The following is a 16025-nucleotide window of genomic DNA, read 5'->3' on the forward strand; positions in this document are numbered from 1 at the left end:
TCCAAATGGCAAATAAATATCAAACTGTAAGTTGTCATTTTTATGATGAACTTGAAGCTTTAGCTGTAAAAAAAGTACTTTCGAATATTACATATTTAGAAAATGAAAATGAAATAAATGTAGAAGATTTAATTGTGGATTTTAAAACAAAAAATAAAGAAGAGTTTTTAATACTAAAAAATGGAACTCAAATAAGATTAGATAAAATAGTAAGAATAAATGGAATAAATACACCAAATCTTCAATGCTAAGTTTTAATTTTATTAAAGCTTGTAAATAAGATATTAAGTATAAAAGTAACTCAACTTTCGCACATAAAACCAAGTTGCTTTTTGGTATGAATGCGTAAAACATTGATAATAAGCTCTAAATCTTTATTTCTCTTGACAATTTCTGTAGTTTGGAGCAAGTTTTCTAATATTTTTAGGAATAGTTCCATTGAAATAGCAAGGGTTTCAAGCTGACACTCTAAGTCTTTGAATAAGTTTCCTAAAGTTTGTGGTTCATTATTGATACGATTGATATAGCTTGTTAAATTGTATGCAAGGAATGATAGAGTGATTCTAGCTATTAGGGCTTCATAAATGCGGTTTTCCTCTTTACCGAATTGAAAGTATTCCCTTAGGTCTTTATATCCTTGCTCAATATTCCACCGTTTTTTGTATGTATTTATAATCTCTAAATCTGATAAATGTATATTGGTTGAAAATATTGGTATTAGATTTTCTTTGGTTCTTATAAATACAATCTTTACTCTTCCAAGTGTTTTATGTGTAGTGATAGTTGAAACATAGGAGTATTTGATGGAATTATAGTTACCAAGTTTTGAAGTTTTATTTTGTTTTTCATGATTATATAGAGCTTCAAGTGTTTTATATTTCCCACTAAACTGCCAGATTCTATTGCTTTTTGCAACCCTTGCAATCGTATCCAAACCATTATCTCTAACCTCTTTGATAAAATTTGGTTTTGCATACCAGCTATCGACAAGTAGATAGTCTGCATATATTCCTGAACTTAAAGCTCGTTTTAGCATATTTATTGCTTGGATATTTTTACCGTTTCTCCCTTCAATTCTTCGTTTATAGGCATTGCTTCTATGGTGATATTTATTATCAATAGAATCTATAATTTGATTTTTATTATAGTTCATGGAAAAATCTAGCATCATATCGGTATGAGTATCACTATAGTTTAGTGATACAATATTTAAACCCTTAACTACTCTTTTATCTTTATTGCTCCATAAATTCTTACAACTGCCTTCTATATATTTTCCACGCTTAATTTCAACTGTGTCATCAATGATAAATACTTTTGTATCAGTTGGCTTTTGCAATGATGAAAGTTTATTGATTAAGTTCACGGATGTGAGCAACAATAATTTTCTCCAGTTGTATTTACTATTTTTTAGTAATCTATAATAAACATCTTTCTTAAAACTGTCATTACTATATTTCATAAAGGATGAGATCTTTTTATTAATAAGGAACATATATAAAAATTGTAAGATCACCATATACGGCGGCACACCTACATCACGCTTGATAAAATTACTTTGTTTTAAAATACTGCTAAAATTTATATCTCTTAAAACTAAAACTATAGGATTCTTTAACACACTCTTCATAGCAGTTTCGATAAAATTGTCAATACCCATAAAAAGCCCTTATATATTAATGTTTGTGGTGAACAATTATAGCTAAAAGTGTCTATTTATGGGGTTTAATGAAGCTTTTGAATATAGTGAATTTATGATTTTCTATGTGCGAAAGTTGAGTAAAAGTAAGGATATAAATGAAAACTTTTAAATGTGACTGTGAAAATAATCAAATACTGTTTTTTGAAAGTAGCTCTTGTGTTGCTTGTGAAAGAGTAGTTGGAGTTGATGATAATTTTAATAAAGTAGAAACATATAACTTAGATGAAAAGAGCGGTTACTATTTTAAAGCAAATCAACCAGACATTCATTATAAAAAATGCGATAATAATGCTAACTATCACATTTGTAATGGTATGGTTAATATGAATAATTTTGAACCCGTACCAAATAAAGATGAAGTCTTATGTTTTGCTTGTCGTTTTAATGAAACTATTCCTGATTTATCAATTGTTGAGCATATTCCTTTATGGAAAAAAATGGAAGTAGCAAAACGTCGAGCTATTTATACACTTAAAGCATTATCTCTTCCATTAGATAATATTCAACAAAATCCAAAAAGTGGTTTGAGTTTTGATTTCACAACAGACCGTGATGTAAGTGACCATTTCTTGACTAAATTAGATGATCAAGAAACAGTATTTACAGGTCATGATAATGGACATATTACTATTAACCTAGCTGAAGCAGATGAAGTTGCTCGTTCTAATACAAAACATGCCATGGGTGAGCAGTACCGTACATTACTTGGTCATTTCAGACATGAACTTGGTCATTACTATTTTGAAAAACTAATTGCCAAATCAAAAAAGAAACATGAACTATGTAAAAAATATTTTGGTGATGATGAGTTAGATTATCAAGAAGCTCTTAAAAAACATTATGAAAATGGTGCTCCAGAAAACTGGAGTGATCACTTTATAAGTGAGTATGCTACTATGCACCCATATGAAGATTGGGCCGAAACTTGGGCACATTATATGCATATTATGGATACTTTAGAAACAGCAAAAAACTTCAATATTACGGGTTCTATTGGAGATAATTTATATAGTGGGAATGTTGGTGATTTAAAATTACCTCAAAGTTCTTACTTCTTTTCATCTCAAACATCAATAACAAGTATCTTAGATACATGGATGGACTTTTCTGTTATTCTTAACTCTTTAAATCGTAGTATGGGAATGAATGATGCCTATCCCTTTGTATTAACACAATCAGTACGAACAAAACTTTCTTTTATTCATCATGCGATTCATGATAAACTAGATCGTATGCCAGAATTAACAGATGAAAAAAAAGAGACATTAAACTAAAAGTATCTTTATTTTAAATTCTAAAAAGTAAAAATAGTAAATCGCCCTTTAGGGCGGTTAAATACTTTTAATCTTTTCAAAAGGTTGTATATGCAACTATTGTATATACAATTAAAGGATTAAAATGTCTTATGACTTAGAAAGCTCTATTGGTTTTAAAATAAACCAAACAGCAAATAAAATAAACAATAAATTCAATACCCTACTTCAAAAATATGATATTGCACCTGAACAAAGAGCAGCACTTGAAATCATAAAATATGAAAAAGAGGTAAATCAAACAAAAATAGCAAATATTCTTGCAAAGGATAAAACCACAATAAGCAGAACATTAGCAAGCTTAGAAAAAAAAGGTTTTATTCTAAAAAAACAAATTAATAAAAGAACAAATCTAATAGAACTAACGCCCCAAGGGGAAAAAATTTTAGAAGAAAGTGTTCTTATAGTAAAAGAGTTTAGAAAAAAAGTATCTTCAAATCTTGATGAAAATGAAATAAAAAAAATTGTTGAACTTCTTGAAAAAGTAGCTTTTAATATGGAAAACTAATTATGAAGAAATCAATAAATCACATATATTTAATCATTTTATTATCGGTATTATCTTCAGTTGCACCAATGGGAGTTGATACATATTTACCCTCAATTCCAGATATTGCAAAATCATTTAATGTAAGTATTCACAAAATCGAACTTTCATTATCAATATTTCTAATTGGTTTTTCAATTGGTCAAGTATTTGGAGGCCCTATTTCCGATAGATATGGAAGAAAAATGAGTTCTATCTTTGGACTTTTAGGTTATGCCTTATTTAGTTTTATTATCATCTTTAGCTCAACTATTTATGAATTATGGGTTTATAGATTCTTTGAAGCATTCTTTGGAGGAATTGTTGTAGTAAATGCAGCCGCTGCTGTGAGAGATAGATTTCATGGGGCTGAAGCTGCAAAAGTATTTTCACTTATTGGAATGGTAAGAAGTTTAGCTCCTTTATTAGCTCCTGCTATTGGAGCATTTATTATTCACTTTTTTAACTGGGAAGCTGTATTTATATTTTTAACAATTTATGCTTTAATTGTGGCTTTTTTTGTTTATAAAGATTTAGAAGAGAGTTATACATATACAAAACAAAATGTATTTGAATCATTTAAATTAGTACTAAGCCATAAAAATGCCTTAAAAGCAATGTTGACTTTAGGTTTTAGTTTTGGTGGTTTTTTTATAATTATTGCAAAGACATCTTTTATTTATATAGAATATTTTAAAATTCAAACTGATTATTTTCCATTCTTTTTTGGAATAAATTTTATAGTTTTAATGCTAATGATTAAAGTAAATGTGAATCTACTCAAAAGTATAAATCCTATTAATCTTGTAAAAATTGCTCTTTTAATTCAGGTAATTTCAGGAGTTTTATTTGTCTTAAATTATGAGAATATTAGTTTGATTTTAATTATGATTTTAATAGCATCATATATGAGTATGATGGCTTTTATATTTGGAAATTGTATGGCTTTGACTTTGGAGCATTTCCCAAAAAATGCAGGAGTTGCTTCAGGAGTTGTAGGAGTTTTACAGTTTGGATTAGGGGCGATTATTTCTTCAATTGCACTATCATTTCACAGTGAGACTTTTTTACCAATAGCTTTTAGTATTTCAATCATTTCATTTCTTGCATTTTTAATAATGCGAACATATAAGATATAAAAGAGTAACTCTTTTATATCTCTAATTCAAAAAAAGATTCTTCAATTTTTTCATATTTTGCGATAGAACATGAAATTTTTATTGCATTTTCATAATCTTTAAATTCATCAACAAAAAGTTTTTGTAATTTTTCTAACTCAACACATCTAAAAATAAAATATCCTAAAACCTCCGTTCCTCTTGAACCTGTTTTTTCTATTCCAAAGCTATCAAATTTCCAATCTATTCCTTTTGAGAAAAAGAATACTTCTGAAAGTCTTTTTTCTAACTCATCTCTTACTTTATTATCATACGCTTTTAAATGAACATAAAATGCAACATTTATATTAAACTGTGATTGAACTAACTTTTCTTGTTCCTCATTGCTTGGGTTTTCTATAATATTTGAACTACTCATATTAAAATGCTTCCTAGTTTTTTTGTGTATTATAGTAAGATTATTTGAAATTCTACTAAAGGATTAGCGAATAAATATAAAATACTTTAAAAAAAGTTGCAAATCTAAAGGTTCTTAAATGATTTTATAATTCATTTTTTTGTGTCCTATTTGCTATTAGCAAATCAGTTTTTAACTAAATTAATTTTTATAATCACTAATAAAAGAAGGTAATCCATTTTGTTTATATTTTTCTTTTAGTCCTTTTAACAGATACATTTTGAGATTACCTTTGTTTTTTGCAGGAATTTCACCTCTACTTTCTATATCAAAATATTTCTCTATCTTGTTTTTTAATTCTTCTGAAATATTCACTTCTCCTGGCACTCCAGAGGATTCCATTTTACTAGCTGTATTTACAGTGTCACCCCAAATATCATAACTAAACTTATGTTTACCAATAACACCAGCTACAATTTCTCCAAAATGTATTCCAACTCTAACTTGCCAATATCCACCACAAGACATTGCTCTTGTTTTTGCAAGTTCATTTATTTTTTCAACCATTTCTAGCCCTGCTAAACATATATTAAAAATATGATGTCTGTTTTCTTGAGGAACCCCTCCTGCACACATATAGCCATCTCCCAAAGTTTTTATCTTTTCTAATGAAAACTTTTTTACAATTGCATCAAATTCTCTAAAACATATATCTAGTTCATTTACTAACTGTTTTGAATCCATTTGCTCTGTAAGTTGAGTAAATCCTTTAAAGTCTGTAAAAAGTACAGAAGCTTCTTTTATATGAGTAGGTTCTACTTTTTTTTTCTTTTTTAGTTCTTTTGCTATTTTTATTGGTAAAATATTATTTAATAGATCTTCACTTTTTTCCCAAGCATCTATAAGTAGGAATTCAAAGTGTTCTATAATCCAACCTTGATGTTCCATGTTTTGTTCATAAATTATATCCCAAGACTTTTTTATTTTTGCCTCATCATTTTTATAATACTCTCTAATCATTTCATGTAGAATTTTTCTAAGTTCTGCTTGGGATCTTAAAAAAGTCTGCATGTTTAATCCAAATTTTTTATGATCAAAATTTTTTAATATTTCTACAACAGTTTTTTTGTATGTTTTTCTACTCTCTTTTGTTAGATTTTGTAAGTCTTTTATGGATTCCCAAAATACTATATCAAATCCCTCAAAACTTGAATCATAATAGTTTTGTTTGTTTAATCTAATAACATTAAGTTCATATACAAAATTAAATTCAATAGGCTTTATGTTAGGATAAGATTTATAAATCTCATTATGTACTTTTTTTATTCCAATTCTAGCTGGCTTTTTCCCAATATCAATATTATTTAGTATTTTCTCGTCTTTACTCAATTCAATATTAATATGAGTTAAAAATGAAGATGTTAAGTAGTTTAAAAAAGATTTCATGATTTTACCTTGCTGTTAAAAATATTTGATTTTATGGGGTTGTTAGTATATCTAATTAGTATTTTAATATAACGGGAGTGCCAACATTTTATAGAACACAAAATCTCTGGCACTTCCCAAGCTTTTAGTGGTTTGTTTTAAACATTTCTCAACTTTTTACTTCTGGAGCAGTTTTACTAATGAAAAGATTATTCAAAAAGAGCTTATTTTTATATTTACAAAGCTTAAATAACAGGATTTATTTTACTCTTTTATAATATAATCATAAACCATACAGAAGGATTTTAATGCAAAACAATGATCAAGAGATACTTATTTGGCGTTCAGAATATAATATTAATAATTTTAAAATAGACTCTGAACATCAAAAACTTTTCGCAATTGCAAGGGAAGCTATAAATGTAACAAAACTAAAAGATGATATAGAAATTAATACTAAATTAAAAGAAATTATTACTAAACTTTTTGATTATGTAAATTATCATTTTAAAAATAAAGAAATACATGAAAATATTGTTAATACAATAAATGAGTTTGTAAAACAACTTGCAACTTTAAGTGAAGATAGTTTTGAAAAAGAACTAGCTAAACTTATAGATGGAACTATTGTTCATCATATAGTTCAAGAAGATAAAAAAATCATCTCTTGGCTAAAAGCCAATTCAAGCCAAAACGATTCCTAGTTTATTGCTTTTTAGTAATATTTATATACAATTTAAATAATTATACTATTAGGAATTTTTATGGATAAAAATATTGAAAATTTAATTTGGAAATCAGAATATAACATCGGAAATTTGAAGATAGACCAAGAACATCAAAAACTCTTTTCCATAGCTAGAAAAACTCTTTCAGTGGTGAAACTAAATAATGATGAACAAGAAATAGGAAAAATAAAAGAGCTAATTACTGAACTATTTACTTATGTGGGAACACATTTTTCTAATGAACAAAAATACATGAAAGAAGTGAAGTATCCAGAGTTAGAAAATCATATATTACTTCATAAAAACCTATTAGATGTGCTAACAAATTTAATATCTCAATTAAATACTATGGAATTAAAAGAGATAGAAAAATCTTTATATAGTTTTATTGAAGAGTATTTTATTAGACATATTATTTTAGAAGATAAGAAAATAAATCTCTGGAATTGTTCACTTGAAGATTTAAAAAGTCATTCAGGATGGAAAGATATTTATAGTGTTAATAATGAAATTATAGACAAAGAGCACAAAGAACTTTTTAATATTGCACAAGAAGCATTTGCATATGTTGAAGAAAAAGATAAAACTAAAAAAATAAAAGAGATTGTAACAGATCTTTATGATTATATGAAAACACACTTTTCTCACGAAGAAAAATTTATGCAAGATATTAATTATCCAAAAAGTGAAGAGCATAAAAAACTTCATAGGGAGATTATTTTAAAAATAAATGAATTTGTAAAACAACTTCCAACTATGAATATAAGTGATTTTGAAAAAGAGTTATCTAAAATCATAGATATATCTCTTGTTCATCATATTATTCAAGAAGATAGAAAAATAATTGCATGGGAAAGAATGAATCCACATAAAAAATAGGAGAAACTATGTACGCAGTTATATTTGAAGTTTGGCCAACAAAAGATGGTAAAGAAGAGTATTTACAAATTGCATCAAAATTAAAAGAATTTTTACAAAATTGTGAAGGATTTATCTCAATTGAGAGATTTCAAAGCCTAATTGAGGAAAACAAACTTTTAAGTCTATCTTTTTGGGAAGATGAAAAAGCAATAGAAATTTGGAGAAACATGTTTGAACACAGAATCGCTCAAGATAAAGGAAACACTGGAATCTTTGAAAAGTATAGAATAAGAGTAGCAAATGTTCTAAGAGATTATACGAAAGAAGAAAGAGAACAAGCTCCAAAAGATTCAAATGAACATAGAATTTAGATTTTTGCAAAAAGCAATTGCTGATAAAAACTATATTTCATTTACCTATGAAGATAAAAACTACAAAAACATCAAACCTTTAAAACTAGATGATAAGAACAAGCTTCATTGTGATAAAACTTTTTTTGATTTTGAGAAAATAAAGAAATTACAAATTTTGAAGAATAAGTTCTGAAATTACACAATTTGTTAATTTTTAAACTATATAATACGCAAATTTATTTTTAAGGATTAACATGAAAAAAATCGTATTTACTACATTACTATCAATTTCTTCAATTTTCGCATTTGATATTGGTTCAGTTACAAAAACTGTAGGTGCAGCAACTGGGATAACTGCTGAATCAATCGGTACACAATTAGCTGATATGGCAAAAGCAAAAGCTCCTGAAACTGCTGCACAAGCAAAATCTTATTGTACACAAGCTTCAACATATAAATCATTTGTAGGAATTGCTGATGATGGTATGATGGCTAAAGCTATTGATATTTGTGCTGATAAAGCAAGTGAAGGATTAGAAGGTAAAGTAAGTGAACTAAAAGATAAAGCTACTACTGAAGCTGTAAAAGCTGTAACTTCTGATTCATCAACTCCATCTTTAATGGGAACAGCAGGTAAATTATTAGGTAACTAATACTTTTGTCAAACCCTTTTTGGGTTTGATATTCTTTTTTTATTTTCTCTTTACAACAAATAAATGTTATGATTCATAAAAAAAATATAGGTAATAATATGAATACAACAGACTTAATGAATACCGCTCTTAAATTAGCACACCTTGATAAAATGCCTTATGATACAGATATCATAGTTGCAGGGGAAAACATAAAAAAAGTACTTATTGGTATAGATATGGAAACTCCAGAGCTATTACTTGCACAACAATTGGGATTTGACTGCGTTGTATCTCACCATCCAAAAGCAGATTCATGTGTAGTTGATTTTGCAAAAGTTATGGATGTGCAAATAGATAGAATGGTAAAATCAGGAATTCCAATAAACAAAGCTCAAAAAGTTCTTCGAGCAAAACAAATAAGTATAGATATGACAAAACACGCTTCAAACTATGACCGAGTTAGTTCAGCGGCAAGACTTATGAAAATGCCATATCTAAATATACATATTCCAGCTGATTTTATAACAGAAGAAATCGTACAAACAAGACTAGATAAGGCATTTAAAGATAAGCCAAAAACAAAACTAAAAGATATCATTGAAGAATTAAATTCATGGGAATATTTTATAGATAAAGTTGCTCAACCAATTATTAGAGTTGGTTCAAATGATGACTACGCAGGTAAAATTGAAGTTCTTATGTCAGGTGGAACAAACGGTGGAGCAGATGTTTATAAATCATATTTCCATGCAGGTGTCGGAACAATAATAGCAATGCACGTTCCAGAAGATGTGCAAAAAGCAGTAATAGAACAAAACATCGGAAATATAATCATAGCACCTCATATGCCAAGTGATAGTATTGGTTTACTTGAAATTGTGAAGGCTTGGAGAGCTCAAGGTGTTGAAGTGACTTGTATGAGTGGGATTGTGGAGTAAAGATTTATATAACTCTCTACGCCCTATTCACTTTCAAAAAACACCTCTTTTTTAACTACTTCACCCATAGTTCTATAATCAATATTTTCTTTTGATTTTTCCTTATTTAACCACTTGTTTATATAATCTTTTCCATTGTACATTTGCGTTTGTCTTTCTATATCAAATATTCTATAAGAAGAATCATTTCCAACATGGGATTGATAAGCCCAATTCCCATAGTTTGAAGCTGGATTATAATCTACTAAAAGGCTTTCAAAAAAAGCAGCCCCTATTCTCCAATCTAGTCCAAGATTTTTTACAAAATAACTGGCTACTATTTGCCTATTTCTATTACTAAGCCAAGCACTTGATTTGAGTTCATTTATACTTGCATCTATTAAATCAACTCCCGTTGATGCATTAAAGAAATTTTTTAGAGACTTTTCATCTTTTCTAAAGTTATAGTTTATTTCTTTTATTCCCGATTTTAAAAAGAGTTTATTTTCACTATATTTCATTACCAAATAAAAAAAGTCTCTCCATAAAAGTTCAAAATAAATCCAGTAAGAAGAATCACTTTTATATGTTTTTTCTTCTTGTATTTTAATCTCATGATAAATTCTTCTAGGACTTATACACCCAATTGCTAGATATGCTGAAAACTTAGTTGAATTATCAAAACCACTCATTTCATTTCTTGTTGATTTGTATTCATGAATTTTAGGAAGATACATTTCTAGTTGTTTCAAGGCTTCATCTTCTCCACCTTTGAAAACTATGGCATTTGAATTTTGTATTGATACTGTAGGAATTTTTATATCAAGAGATTTAAATTCAATAGTTTTTTTTCTAAAAATTTTATCAAGTGGTTTTTGAATTTCTATCTTTTCAGCTTTATTTCTAAAGTGAGAGAAACTCTTTTTATAATCAAAAACAAAAGGTTCAATCATTGTTTGAGAAAAGAAAGATTTATAAGGGTATTTTTGAAGTTTCTTTTCAAAAGATTTTTCTTCAGTCCCAACTTCCTCATCATAATAAATAGTAATCTCATAAGACCCAGAAAGTTCTTTTAAACTTTGTTCAATATCATCAACGATACCTAGATTTATATCATATTTCAAAAGATTGGTTTTAAGACAAAGCAGTGATTCTTTGATTAGTTTTTCTCTAAAAATATCACACTTTTTAAAGTCAAATATCTCGCCTTTGAGTAATTCTAAACTATATAATCCTAAGACATAATCATTTTCATTACATGCGTCATATAAACAGTGGTTATCATCAATTCGAAGATTGTTTCTAAATATTATTATTGCTAATTTCATGTTTGTATTTTAGCAAAGGACAAAGAGTTTTAATAATGATATATTGTTAGTTAATATAATCTTTTAATTCTAGTATCTTATTTTCCAATTCTTCTAGTTCATTAGAACAAATATCAAAAACTGTTTCTGAGTCAATATCTACATAATGATGAGAAATAAAATCTCTAGTTTTAATAATTCTACTCCAATAATTTTTATCTGAAACTTTTAATAAAAGACCTCGTTCCCTTTTATCTAAGTTTTTTAAAGCTTCGCCAATAGCTTGAATTCTCATTGAAATTGCATCTAATTTATCAAGACCATCATCTGAATCTAAAAAATCATCACTTGATTTTATACTTTTAAATCTTCTATTTATTAGTCTAATACTTTCTAAAATAAAATCAATTAGTTCGATAGTTGTAGATTTATCCATAAATTACTTCTTTTTGAATTTCATTAAAAATAGCGCCACCACTTCTTTTGTGTTTATGCATTAAATCTATTTTTTTATTATAAAGCTCTTCTAAAAATACCCATAATCCTGAGATATTTTTAAATGTTTTATTTTTAAACTCTACATATATATCGATATCACTATTTTCAGTTTGCATATCTTTTGCATAACTTCCGAAAAGTCCTATTTTATCAACTTCAAAAGTATTTTGAATATAATCTTTTTTTTGAATAAGTTTTTCTAAAATATCATTTTTTGTCATTTAGTCTCCCTTATTGTTTTCATTATTATAACTAATATTTTTATAATAAATACAGAAGATATATATATTTTGAGTTTAGTACTGTTTCTTGTAGCTAGATATTTAATTGCTTTTTTAGATGAAATAATTAAGTATACTATCCCAAGAATTTTAATTTTTAGAATTTTTAAATAAGCCTTCCTATAAAAGATAGCTTAAATAAAAGATAAAATAAAAAAAGTGCATACTTTTAGGTTTTATCTTTAAAGTACTATAAAAAATAGTATTTTGAAGATGAAATTTATTTCATCGTGAACAAGTAAAATGGTATTGGCTTTTATATAATTGCCAATTTATAGTATTAAATTATTTGTTTGAGTTTTTTTACAATTTACTGTTAATTACATCTAAAATTAAGATTAAGGATGTGCTACAAATACACGTGTTGGATTATATGCTTGGTTATGATTATAGATAGCCCAAATAATATAAGCTAGTTTTCTAGCAACTATTATCAAAGCTTCTTTTTTAGCACGACCTGATGCTACTTGATTTCTAAATATTTGTTTTAGTTCACTATTATGCCTGATTGCTGCAACTGATGCTAAATACAATGCTTTTTTTGCATATCTAGCTCCTCGTTTAGCTAAGTGTCCATATTTTAAAGTATTACCTGATTGTTCTTGAGTTGGATAAAGCCCTAAATAACCAATTAAAGATTTAGCATCTTTAAATCTATCAAGATTTCCACATTCAGCAAGTAATGCTAATAGGGTTTTATCAGATACTCCAGGAATTGTTCTTAAGTTATCTAATACAGAGGAGATATAATCTTCATCCTCTTTATTCTCTTGTGTAGATTCAATTTGTTTATCAAATATTTTTATCATCTCTTCTTCTAAAGATTTGATTTCTTCTTGCAATGCTCTAATAAGCTTAATATTTGATCTGATAAAAAATGCTCTAGCATCTTTGGCTACTCCTGAATAAATTGTATCTTTTGCTATTGATAATAAATGTTCAGCTTTAACTTGATTAAAATTATTACCTTTTATATTTCTAAAAAGTTTTAATATTCTATCAACTGAAACATACTCAAAGTGTTTAGCTGTAGGATACTTTTCAAGTAATATTAAACCTGTTACACTAAAAGGATCTTTAATAACTTTATCTAGTTCTGGAAATACAACAGCAAGTAGTGATGATGTTTCTCTTTTAAGTGATTTTAGTTTTTCTTTAATATTCTCTTTATGTCGAAATAATACTTTTAAGGATTGTACTTGTTCTTCATTTACATACCCTTTTGAGTATCTTCCACTTTTAATTAAAAGTGCAATTATCATAGAATCTATATTGTCATTTTTAACATACTTCATAGTAAGCATATTCCTATATTGTGAAGTTTGATATGGATTTAATAATATCACATTATAATTTAAATCTTTTAAGTACCTATAAAGATTTTCAAATAGTAATCCTGTAGCCTCCATGCCAATAAGAATATCTTTAGTATCACAGTTAAGTGATTCAATATTATTGATTAGTTTTTTAAATCCAGCAGTTGATGAATTAAAAGGAAATGGTTTTATTATCATCTCTTCTTTATCATTAATCACACTACAAACACTAAAAGCTTTAGCAATGTCTATTCCAATATAAAACATAATACATCCTTAATCTTAATTCTTGATTTATGCTCACAGCCTCCTATTATGGATGGTAAGAGATATAACACTTCCATAGCTTCCTAAATAGGTGAGTTTATACAATCAAAATAATACGCTTTGTTTGGTGATATAAATTAAATATTATTCACAAGGAAAAGAAGATCATTTAATGATGTAATTAACTGTGAATTGTAAAAAAATTTAAACTAATTAAATTTAATACAAACATAAATAATATATACAACTTTTATTCTGTTTTAGTAATAAAAGTTGATTATGTATTATAGGAGGAAATAATATGCAAAAGAAGTTAAATGTGCTAAGTGAACCACTAGAACCCTGTAGTGTAAATCCTCTAACTGGATACTATCGTGATGGTTGTTGTTTTTCAGGAAAAGAAAATGCTGCTATTCATGCTGTTTGTATCTATGCGACTAAAGAATTCTTGGAATATTCTAAAGAAGCTGGTAATGATCTTTCAACTCCAATACCTGAATATAACTTCCCAGGTGTTAAACCAGGAGAGAGTTGGTGTTTAGGAGGATATAGTTTTGTCAAAGCACATCAAGCAGGTAAAGCACCTCAGATATTTATACATTCTACACATGAACGTATGTTAGAACTCATTGATTTAGAAACATTGAAATCTTACGCTATTGATTTATAAGATAAGTGCATTAGGTTGATTTAGATATTAAAATATTTTTGATTTAGTACAGTTTGTAGCAGTTAGATATTTAACTACTATTTTGGAGTGTTCAAGGTTCTGTGTCAGTATTAAGTATACTGTCTCCGAATTTCTGGAGTAGATTATTCTACTCCTTAACTCATTTGTTCATTTAAGATTTTAATTAAAACTTCTTCTTTTATATTTGGAACTTCTGTCTTAGAGTATATTTTTAATAAATATAATTTTTCATTTTTATCTATGTAATAATAAATAACTCTAAATCCACCACTTTTACCAACTTTTGAAGATGAATTTTCTAATCTTATTTTATATAAATCGGATGATAGTTCAATCCCTGATTTTGGATTTTCTTGTAAAATATCATTTAATTTTTTTAAATCAATTGGTAATTTTTTATTCTTCTTAAAAAGTTCTTTTGCATCTTTTTTAAAAGATTCTAAGCTAATTATTTTCAAGTTCATTTATCAAATCTTCTAAAGTATCTTCTTTTTTATTAGTAGAAATACTATTTTTGAGCTCTTTTACTGAAGTTTCAAATTCACTATAAAAAATATTTTCTTTTTGAGCTTCAACATAAGATTTAATAGCTTCAATTATAACTTCACTTCTATTAACAGAAAAAGTCTTAGTAAATTCATCTATCTCATCAAGTAAATATTTAGGAACACGTAATCCTACTTGTTGTTTTTCTAAAGATGATAAAGTATTCATATTTATCCTTTTGTTTTACTATATTATATATAATAGTTTGACGTTTGTCAATTGGAGTAACTGGGATATTTTATATTTCTTTATTGTGATGCTTTTTACTTTTCTTTTTAGTAAAGAAAAGTAGCAAAAGATTTAATACTATTTGTAGGCAAAAGCGTTCGATAAGTTCCAAAATATCTAAAAAATAAAATGAAATCTTAAAATTTTAAAACTCGGCTAAAGCCTCAAACAGTTCAAATTTCTTAACAGATTTAATTTGATTTTTTTTTACACTATTTTGAAAATGTTCACATTTTTATTTTTCTAATTATTAATTAATTCTATAATTTCTTCTTTTCTCTTAATTGGAAAATCTAATATCCTAGATTTATGAAAAATTCTTTGTATTGGTAAAATTCCTTTTGCATCATAATAAGAAACTCCTTCTTCTAAAGCTTTATTCCTATAATTAATCATCATTTCCCAAACACTTACACATCTTAATAAGAATTCTTTACGATTTTCTTTTTCTTTTAAACTTATTGGTAAACATAAATTATCAAAATTAATGAAATATAAGTCCTCTTTTTCAATATAATCTTCTCTTAATAATGATTTAACCTCTACTTCTAAAAATTGAACATCCCGTTGATAAGAATCTAGCCAAAGGCAGTTAATCGCCTGAACTTGGTTATCATCTATCATTATCCCATCTTTACCAGATAGTGCATCTAATAAAGGTTTAACAATATTATCTAAATCTGCTATCGAATCTTTTTCATATCTTAATTCCTCATGAATATGCCATGTAATAATTATCTTAACATCACCAGAAAATAAAACATCGATATCTTTTATTAACTCTTTTACATAATTTTTGAAATCTTCTTTTTTAACTGGTTTAGCTTGTAAAGAAACTGGTTCTCTATTTATTTTAATGTATAACTCACCGAATTCTTTTATATTATTTCTTAAATTCAAAATATAAGCCTTTTAT

Annotated in this window: 21 protein-coding genes and 1 pseudogene; 12 read left to right on the forward strand and 10 right to left on the reverse strand. The window is 26.9% G+C overall.

Going from position 1 to position 16025, the window contains the following annotated elements; all coding sequences use genetic code 11:
- The first annotated feature begins 5 nt into the window (after window positions 1-5).
- Window positions 6-251 carry a hypothetical protein gene (locus tag AACT_RS15075; RefSeq protein WP_172128285.1) on the forward strand — a complete coding sequence of 82 codons (246 nt, stop codon included), beginning with the start codon at window positions 6-8 and terminating at the stop codon, window positions 249-251.
- A gap of 50 nt (window positions 252-301) precedes the next feature.
- On the opposite strand, the gene AACT_RS15080 is transcribed toward AACT_RS15075, so the two are convergent.
- Entirely contained in the window at window positions 302-1660 is a 1359-nt protein-coding gene (locus AACT_RS15080) for an IS4 family transposase (RefSeq protein ID WP_172124157.1), read from the reverse strand.
- A 137-nt stretch (window positions 1661-1797) separates the two neighbouring features.
- On the opposite strand from AACT_RS15080, the gene AACT_RS15085 reads away from it, so the two are divergent.
- The 3 genes from AACT_RS15085 to AACT_RS15095 all read left to right on the forward strand — a co-directional run bounded on the left by AACT_RS15085 (window position 1798) and on the right by AACT_RS15095 (window position 4680).
- Window positions 1798-2976 (forward strand): zinc-binding metallopeptidase family protein, encoded by a 1179-nt coding sequence (locus tag AACT_RS15085; protein WP_172128287.1) that lies wholly within the window; start codon window positions 1798-1800, stop codon window positions 2974-2976.
- A 124-nt stretch (window positions 2977-3100) separates the two neighbouring features.
- Window positions 3101-3523: a MarR family winged helix-turn-helix transcriptional regulator gene (locus AACT_RS15090; protein WP_172128289.1), complete on the forward strand. Its 423-nt coding sequence runs from the start codon at window positions 3101-3103 to the stop codon at window positions 3521-3523.
- 2 nt (window positions 3524-3525) lie between these two features.
- Window positions 3526-4680 carry a multidrug effflux MFS transporter gene (locus AACT_RS15095; protein WP_172128291.1) on the forward strand — a complete coding sequence of 385 codons (1155 nt, stop codon included), beginning with the start codon at window positions 3526-3528 and terminating at the stop codon, window positions 4678-4680.
- 13 nt (window positions 4681-4693) lie between these two features.
- Here AACT_RS15095 and AACT_RS15100 read toward each other — a convergent pair whose 3' ends face one another.
- Window positions 4694-5077, reverse strand: coding sequence for a hypothetical protein (locus AACT_RS15100; protein ID WP_172128293.1), 384 nt, complete (start codon window positions 5075-5077; stop codon window positions 4694-4696).
- A gap of 180 nt (window positions 5078-5257) precedes the next feature.
- Window positions 5258-6502, reverse strand: coding sequence for an adenylate/guanylate cyclase domain-containing protein (locus AACT_RS15105; protein WP_172128295.1), 1245 nt, complete (start codon window positions 6500-6502; stop codon window positions 5258-5260).
- 287 nt (window positions 6503-6789) lie between these two features.
- Here AACT_RS15105 and AACT_RS15110 point away from each other — a divergent pair, with 287 nt between their 5' ends.
- The 7 genes and pseudogenes from AACT_RS15110 (at window position 6790) to AACT_RS15135 (ending at window position 9996) form a co-directional block, all read left to right on the forward strand.
- Complete coding sequence (locus AACT_RS15110) at window positions 6790-7185, forward strand: bacteriohemerythrin (RefSeq protein WP_172128297.1); 396 nt, start codon at window positions 6790-6792, stop codon at window positions 7183-7185.
- Between the two features lie 60 nt (window positions 7186-7245).
- Window positions 7246-7632, forward strand: a pseudogene (locus tag AACT_RS15745) (bacteriohemerythrin); the annotation flags it as partial.
- Window positions 7633-7722: 90 nt separating this feature from the next.
- Window positions 7723-8088: a hemerythrin family protein gene (locus AACT_RS15750; protein WP_430385348.1), complete on the forward strand. Its 366-nt coding sequence runs from the start codon at window positions 7723-7725 to the stop codon at window positions 8086-8088.
- Between the two features lie 8 nt (window positions 8089-8096).
- Entirely contained in the window at window positions 8097-8441 is a 345-nt protein-coding gene (locus tag AACT_RS15120) for an antibiotic biosynthesis monooxygenase family protein (RefSeq protein WP_172128301.1), read from the forward strand.
- Window positions 8425-8616: a hypothetical protein gene (locus AACT_RS15125; RefSeq protein ID WP_172128303.1), complete on the forward strand. Its 192-nt coding sequence runs from the start codon at window positions 8425-8427 to the stop codon at window positions 8614-8616. Before AACT_RS15120 ends, AACT_RS15125 begins: the two co-directional genes overlap by 17 nt.
- Before the next feature lie 61 nt (window positions 8617-8677).
- Entirely contained in the window at window positions 8678-9076 is a 399-nt protein-coding gene (locus tag AACT_RS15130; RefSeq protein ID WP_172128305.1) for a hypothetical protein, read from the forward strand.
- 98 nt (window positions 9077-9174) lie between these two features.
- Window positions 9175-9996, forward strand: a complete 822-nt coding sequence (locus tag AACT_RS15135) for a hypothetical protein (protein WP_172128307.1) — start codon at window positions 9175-9177, stop codon at window positions 9994-9996.
- A 23-nt stretch (window positions 9997-10019) separates the two neighbouring features.
- Here the strand turns inward: AACT_RS15135 and AACT_RS15140 are convergent, their stop codons facing one another.
- From AACT_RS15140 to AACT_RS15155, 4 genes are all read right to left on the reverse strand, one after another.
- Window positions 10020-11303 carry a DASH family cryptochrome gene (locus AACT_RS15140; protein WP_172128309.1) on the reverse strand — a complete coding sequence of 428 codons (1284 nt, stop codon included), beginning with the start codon at window positions 11301-11303 and terminating at the stop codon, window positions 10020-10022.
- Between the two features lie 46 nt (window positions 11304-11349).
- A complete protein-coding gene (locus AACT_RS15145) occupies window positions 11350-11718 on the reverse strand; it encodes a HepT-like ribonuclease domain-containing protein (RefSeq protein ID WP_172128311.1) in 369 nt (122 codons plus the stop codon).
- Window positions 11711-12001 (reverse strand): nucleotidyltransferase family protein, encoded by a 291-nt coding sequence (locus tag AACT_RS15150; RefSeq protein ID WP_172128313.1) that lies wholly within the window; start codon window positions 11999-12001, stop codon window positions 11711-11713. Before AACT_RS15150 ends, AACT_RS15145 begins: the two co-directional genes overlap by 8 nt.
- A 398-nt stretch (window positions 12002-12399) precedes the next feature.
- Entirely contained in the window at window positions 12400-13644 is a 1245-nt protein-coding gene (locus AACT_RS15155) for an IS110 family RNA-guided transposase (RefSeq protein ID WP_172128315.1), read from the reverse strand.
- Window positions 13645-13945: 301 nt separating this feature from the next.
- Here AACT_RS15155 and AACT_RS15160 point away from each other — a divergent pair, with 301 nt between their 5' ends.
- The gene (locus AACT_RS15160) at window positions 13946-14314 is read left to right on the forward strand and encodes a DUF2237 family protein (RefSeq protein ID WP_172128317.1); all 369 of its coding nucleotides are present in this window, start codon (window positions 13946-13948) and stop codon (window positions 14312-14314) included.
- Window positions 14315-14469: 155 nt separating this feature from the next.
- Here AACT_RS15160 and AACT_RS15165 read toward each other — a convergent pair whose 3' ends face one another.
- The 3 genes from AACT_RS15165 to AACT_RS15175 form a co-directional block, all read right to left on the reverse strand.
- Entirely contained in the window at window positions 14470-14799 is a 330-nt protein-coding gene (locus tag AACT_RS15165) for a type II toxin-antitoxin system RelE family toxin (protein ID WP_172128319.1), read from the reverse strand.
- Window positions 14780-15049 carry a ribbon-helix-helix domain-containing protein gene (locus AACT_RS15170; protein WP_172128321.1) on the reverse strand — a complete coding sequence of 90 codons (270 nt, stop codon included), beginning with the start codon at window positions 15047-15049 and terminating at the stop codon, window positions 14780-14782. Before AACT_RS15170 ends, AACT_RS15165 begins: the two co-directional genes overlap by 20 nt.
- A gap of 303 nt (window positions 15050-15352) precedes the next feature.
- A complete protein-coding gene (locus AACT_RS15175) occupies window positions 15353-16009 on the reverse strand; it encodes a RusA family crossover junction endodeoxyribonuclease (RefSeq protein WP_172128323.1) in 657 nt (218 codons plus the stop codon).
- Window positions 16010-16025 lie beyond the last annotated feature (16 nt).

It is taken from the genome of Arcobacter acticola (assembly GCF_013177675.1).
GTDB lineage: Bacteria > Campylobacterota > Campylobacteria > Campylobacterales > Arcobacteraceae > Aliarcobacter > Aliarcobacter acticola.

What these genes read in the sequence shown, in the direction of transcription:
- AACT_RS15075 (WP_172128285.1), top strand. Translation starts at nt 6, where the DNA reads ATGGCAAATAAATATCAAACTGTAAGTTGTCATTTTTATGATGAACTT.
- AACT_RS15080 (WP_172124157.1), bottom strand. Translation starts at nt 1,660, where the DNA reads ATGGGTATTGACAATTTTATCGAAACTGCTATGAAGAGTGTGTTAAAG.
- AACT_RS15085 (WP_172128287.1), top strand. Translation starts at nt 1,798, where the DNA reads ATGAAAACTTTTAAATGTGACTGTGAAAATAATCAAATACTGTTTTTT.
- AACT_RS15090 (WP_172128289.1), top strand. Translation starts at nt 3,101, where the DNA reads ATGTCTTATGACTTAGAAAGCTCTATTGGTTTTAAAATAAACCAAACA.
- AACT_RS15095 (WP_172128291.1), top strand. Translation starts at nt 3,526, where the DNA reads ATGAAGAAATCAATAAATCACATATATTTAATCATTTTATTATCGGTA.
- AACT_RS15100 (WP_172128293.1), bottom strand. Translation starts at nt 5,077, where the DNA reads ATGAGTAGTTCAAATATTATAGAAAACCCAAGCAATGAGGAACAAGAA.
- AACT_RS15105 (WP_172128295.1), bottom strand. Translation starts at nt 6,502, where the DNA reads ATGAAATCTTTTTTAAACTACTTAACATCTTCATTTTTAACTCATATT.
- AACT_RS15110 (WP_172128297.1), top strand. Translation starts at nt 6,790, where the DNA reads ATGCAAAACAATGATCAAGAGATACTTATTTGGCGTTCAGAATATAAT.
- AACT_RS15120 (WP_172128301.1), top strand. Translation starts at nt 8,097, where the DNA reads ATGTACGCAGTTATATTTGAAGTTTGGCCAACAAAAGATGGTAAAGAA.
- AACT_RS15125 (WP_172128303.1), top strand. Translation starts at nt 8,425, where the DNA reads ATGAACATAGAATTTAGATTTTTGCAAAAAGCAATTGCTGATAAAAAC.
- AACT_RS15130 (WP_172128305.1), top strand. Translation starts at nt 8,678, where the DNA reads ATGAAAAAAATCGTATTTACTACATTACTATCAATTTCTTCAATTTTC.
- AACT_RS15135 (WP_172128307.1), top strand. Translation starts at nt 9,175, where the DNA reads ATGAATACAACAGACTTAATGAATACCGCTCTTAAATTAGCACACCTT.
- AACT_RS15140 (WP_172128309.1), bottom strand. Translation starts at nt 11,303, where the DNA reads ATGAAATTAGCAATAATAATATTTAGAAACAATCTTCGAATTGATGAT.
- AACT_RS15145 (WP_172128311.1), bottom strand. Translation starts at nt 11,718, where the DNA reads ATGGATAAATCTACAACTATCGAACTAATTGATTTTATTTTAGAAAGT.
- AACT_RS15150 (WP_172128313.1), bottom strand. Translation starts at nt 12,001, where the DNA reads ATGACAAAAAATGATATTTTAGAAAAACTTATTCAAAAAAAAGATTAT.
- AACT_RS15155 (WP_172128315.1), bottom strand. Translation starts at nt 13,644, where the DNA reads ATGTTTTATATTGGAATAGACATTGCTAAAGCTTTTAGTGTTTGTAGT.
- AACT_RS15160 (WP_172128317.1), top strand. Translation starts at nt 13,946, where the DNA reads ATGCAAAAGAAGTTAAATGTGCTAAGTGAACCACTAGAACCCTGTAGT.
- AACT_RS15165 (WP_172128319.1), bottom strand. Translation starts at nt 14,799, where the DNA reads ATGAACTTGAAAATAATTAGCTTAGAATCTTTTAAAAAAGATGCAAAA.
- AACT_RS15170 (WP_172128321.1), bottom strand. Translation starts at nt 15,049, where the DNA reads ATGAATACTTTATCATCTTTAGAAAAACAACAAGTAGGATTACGTGTT.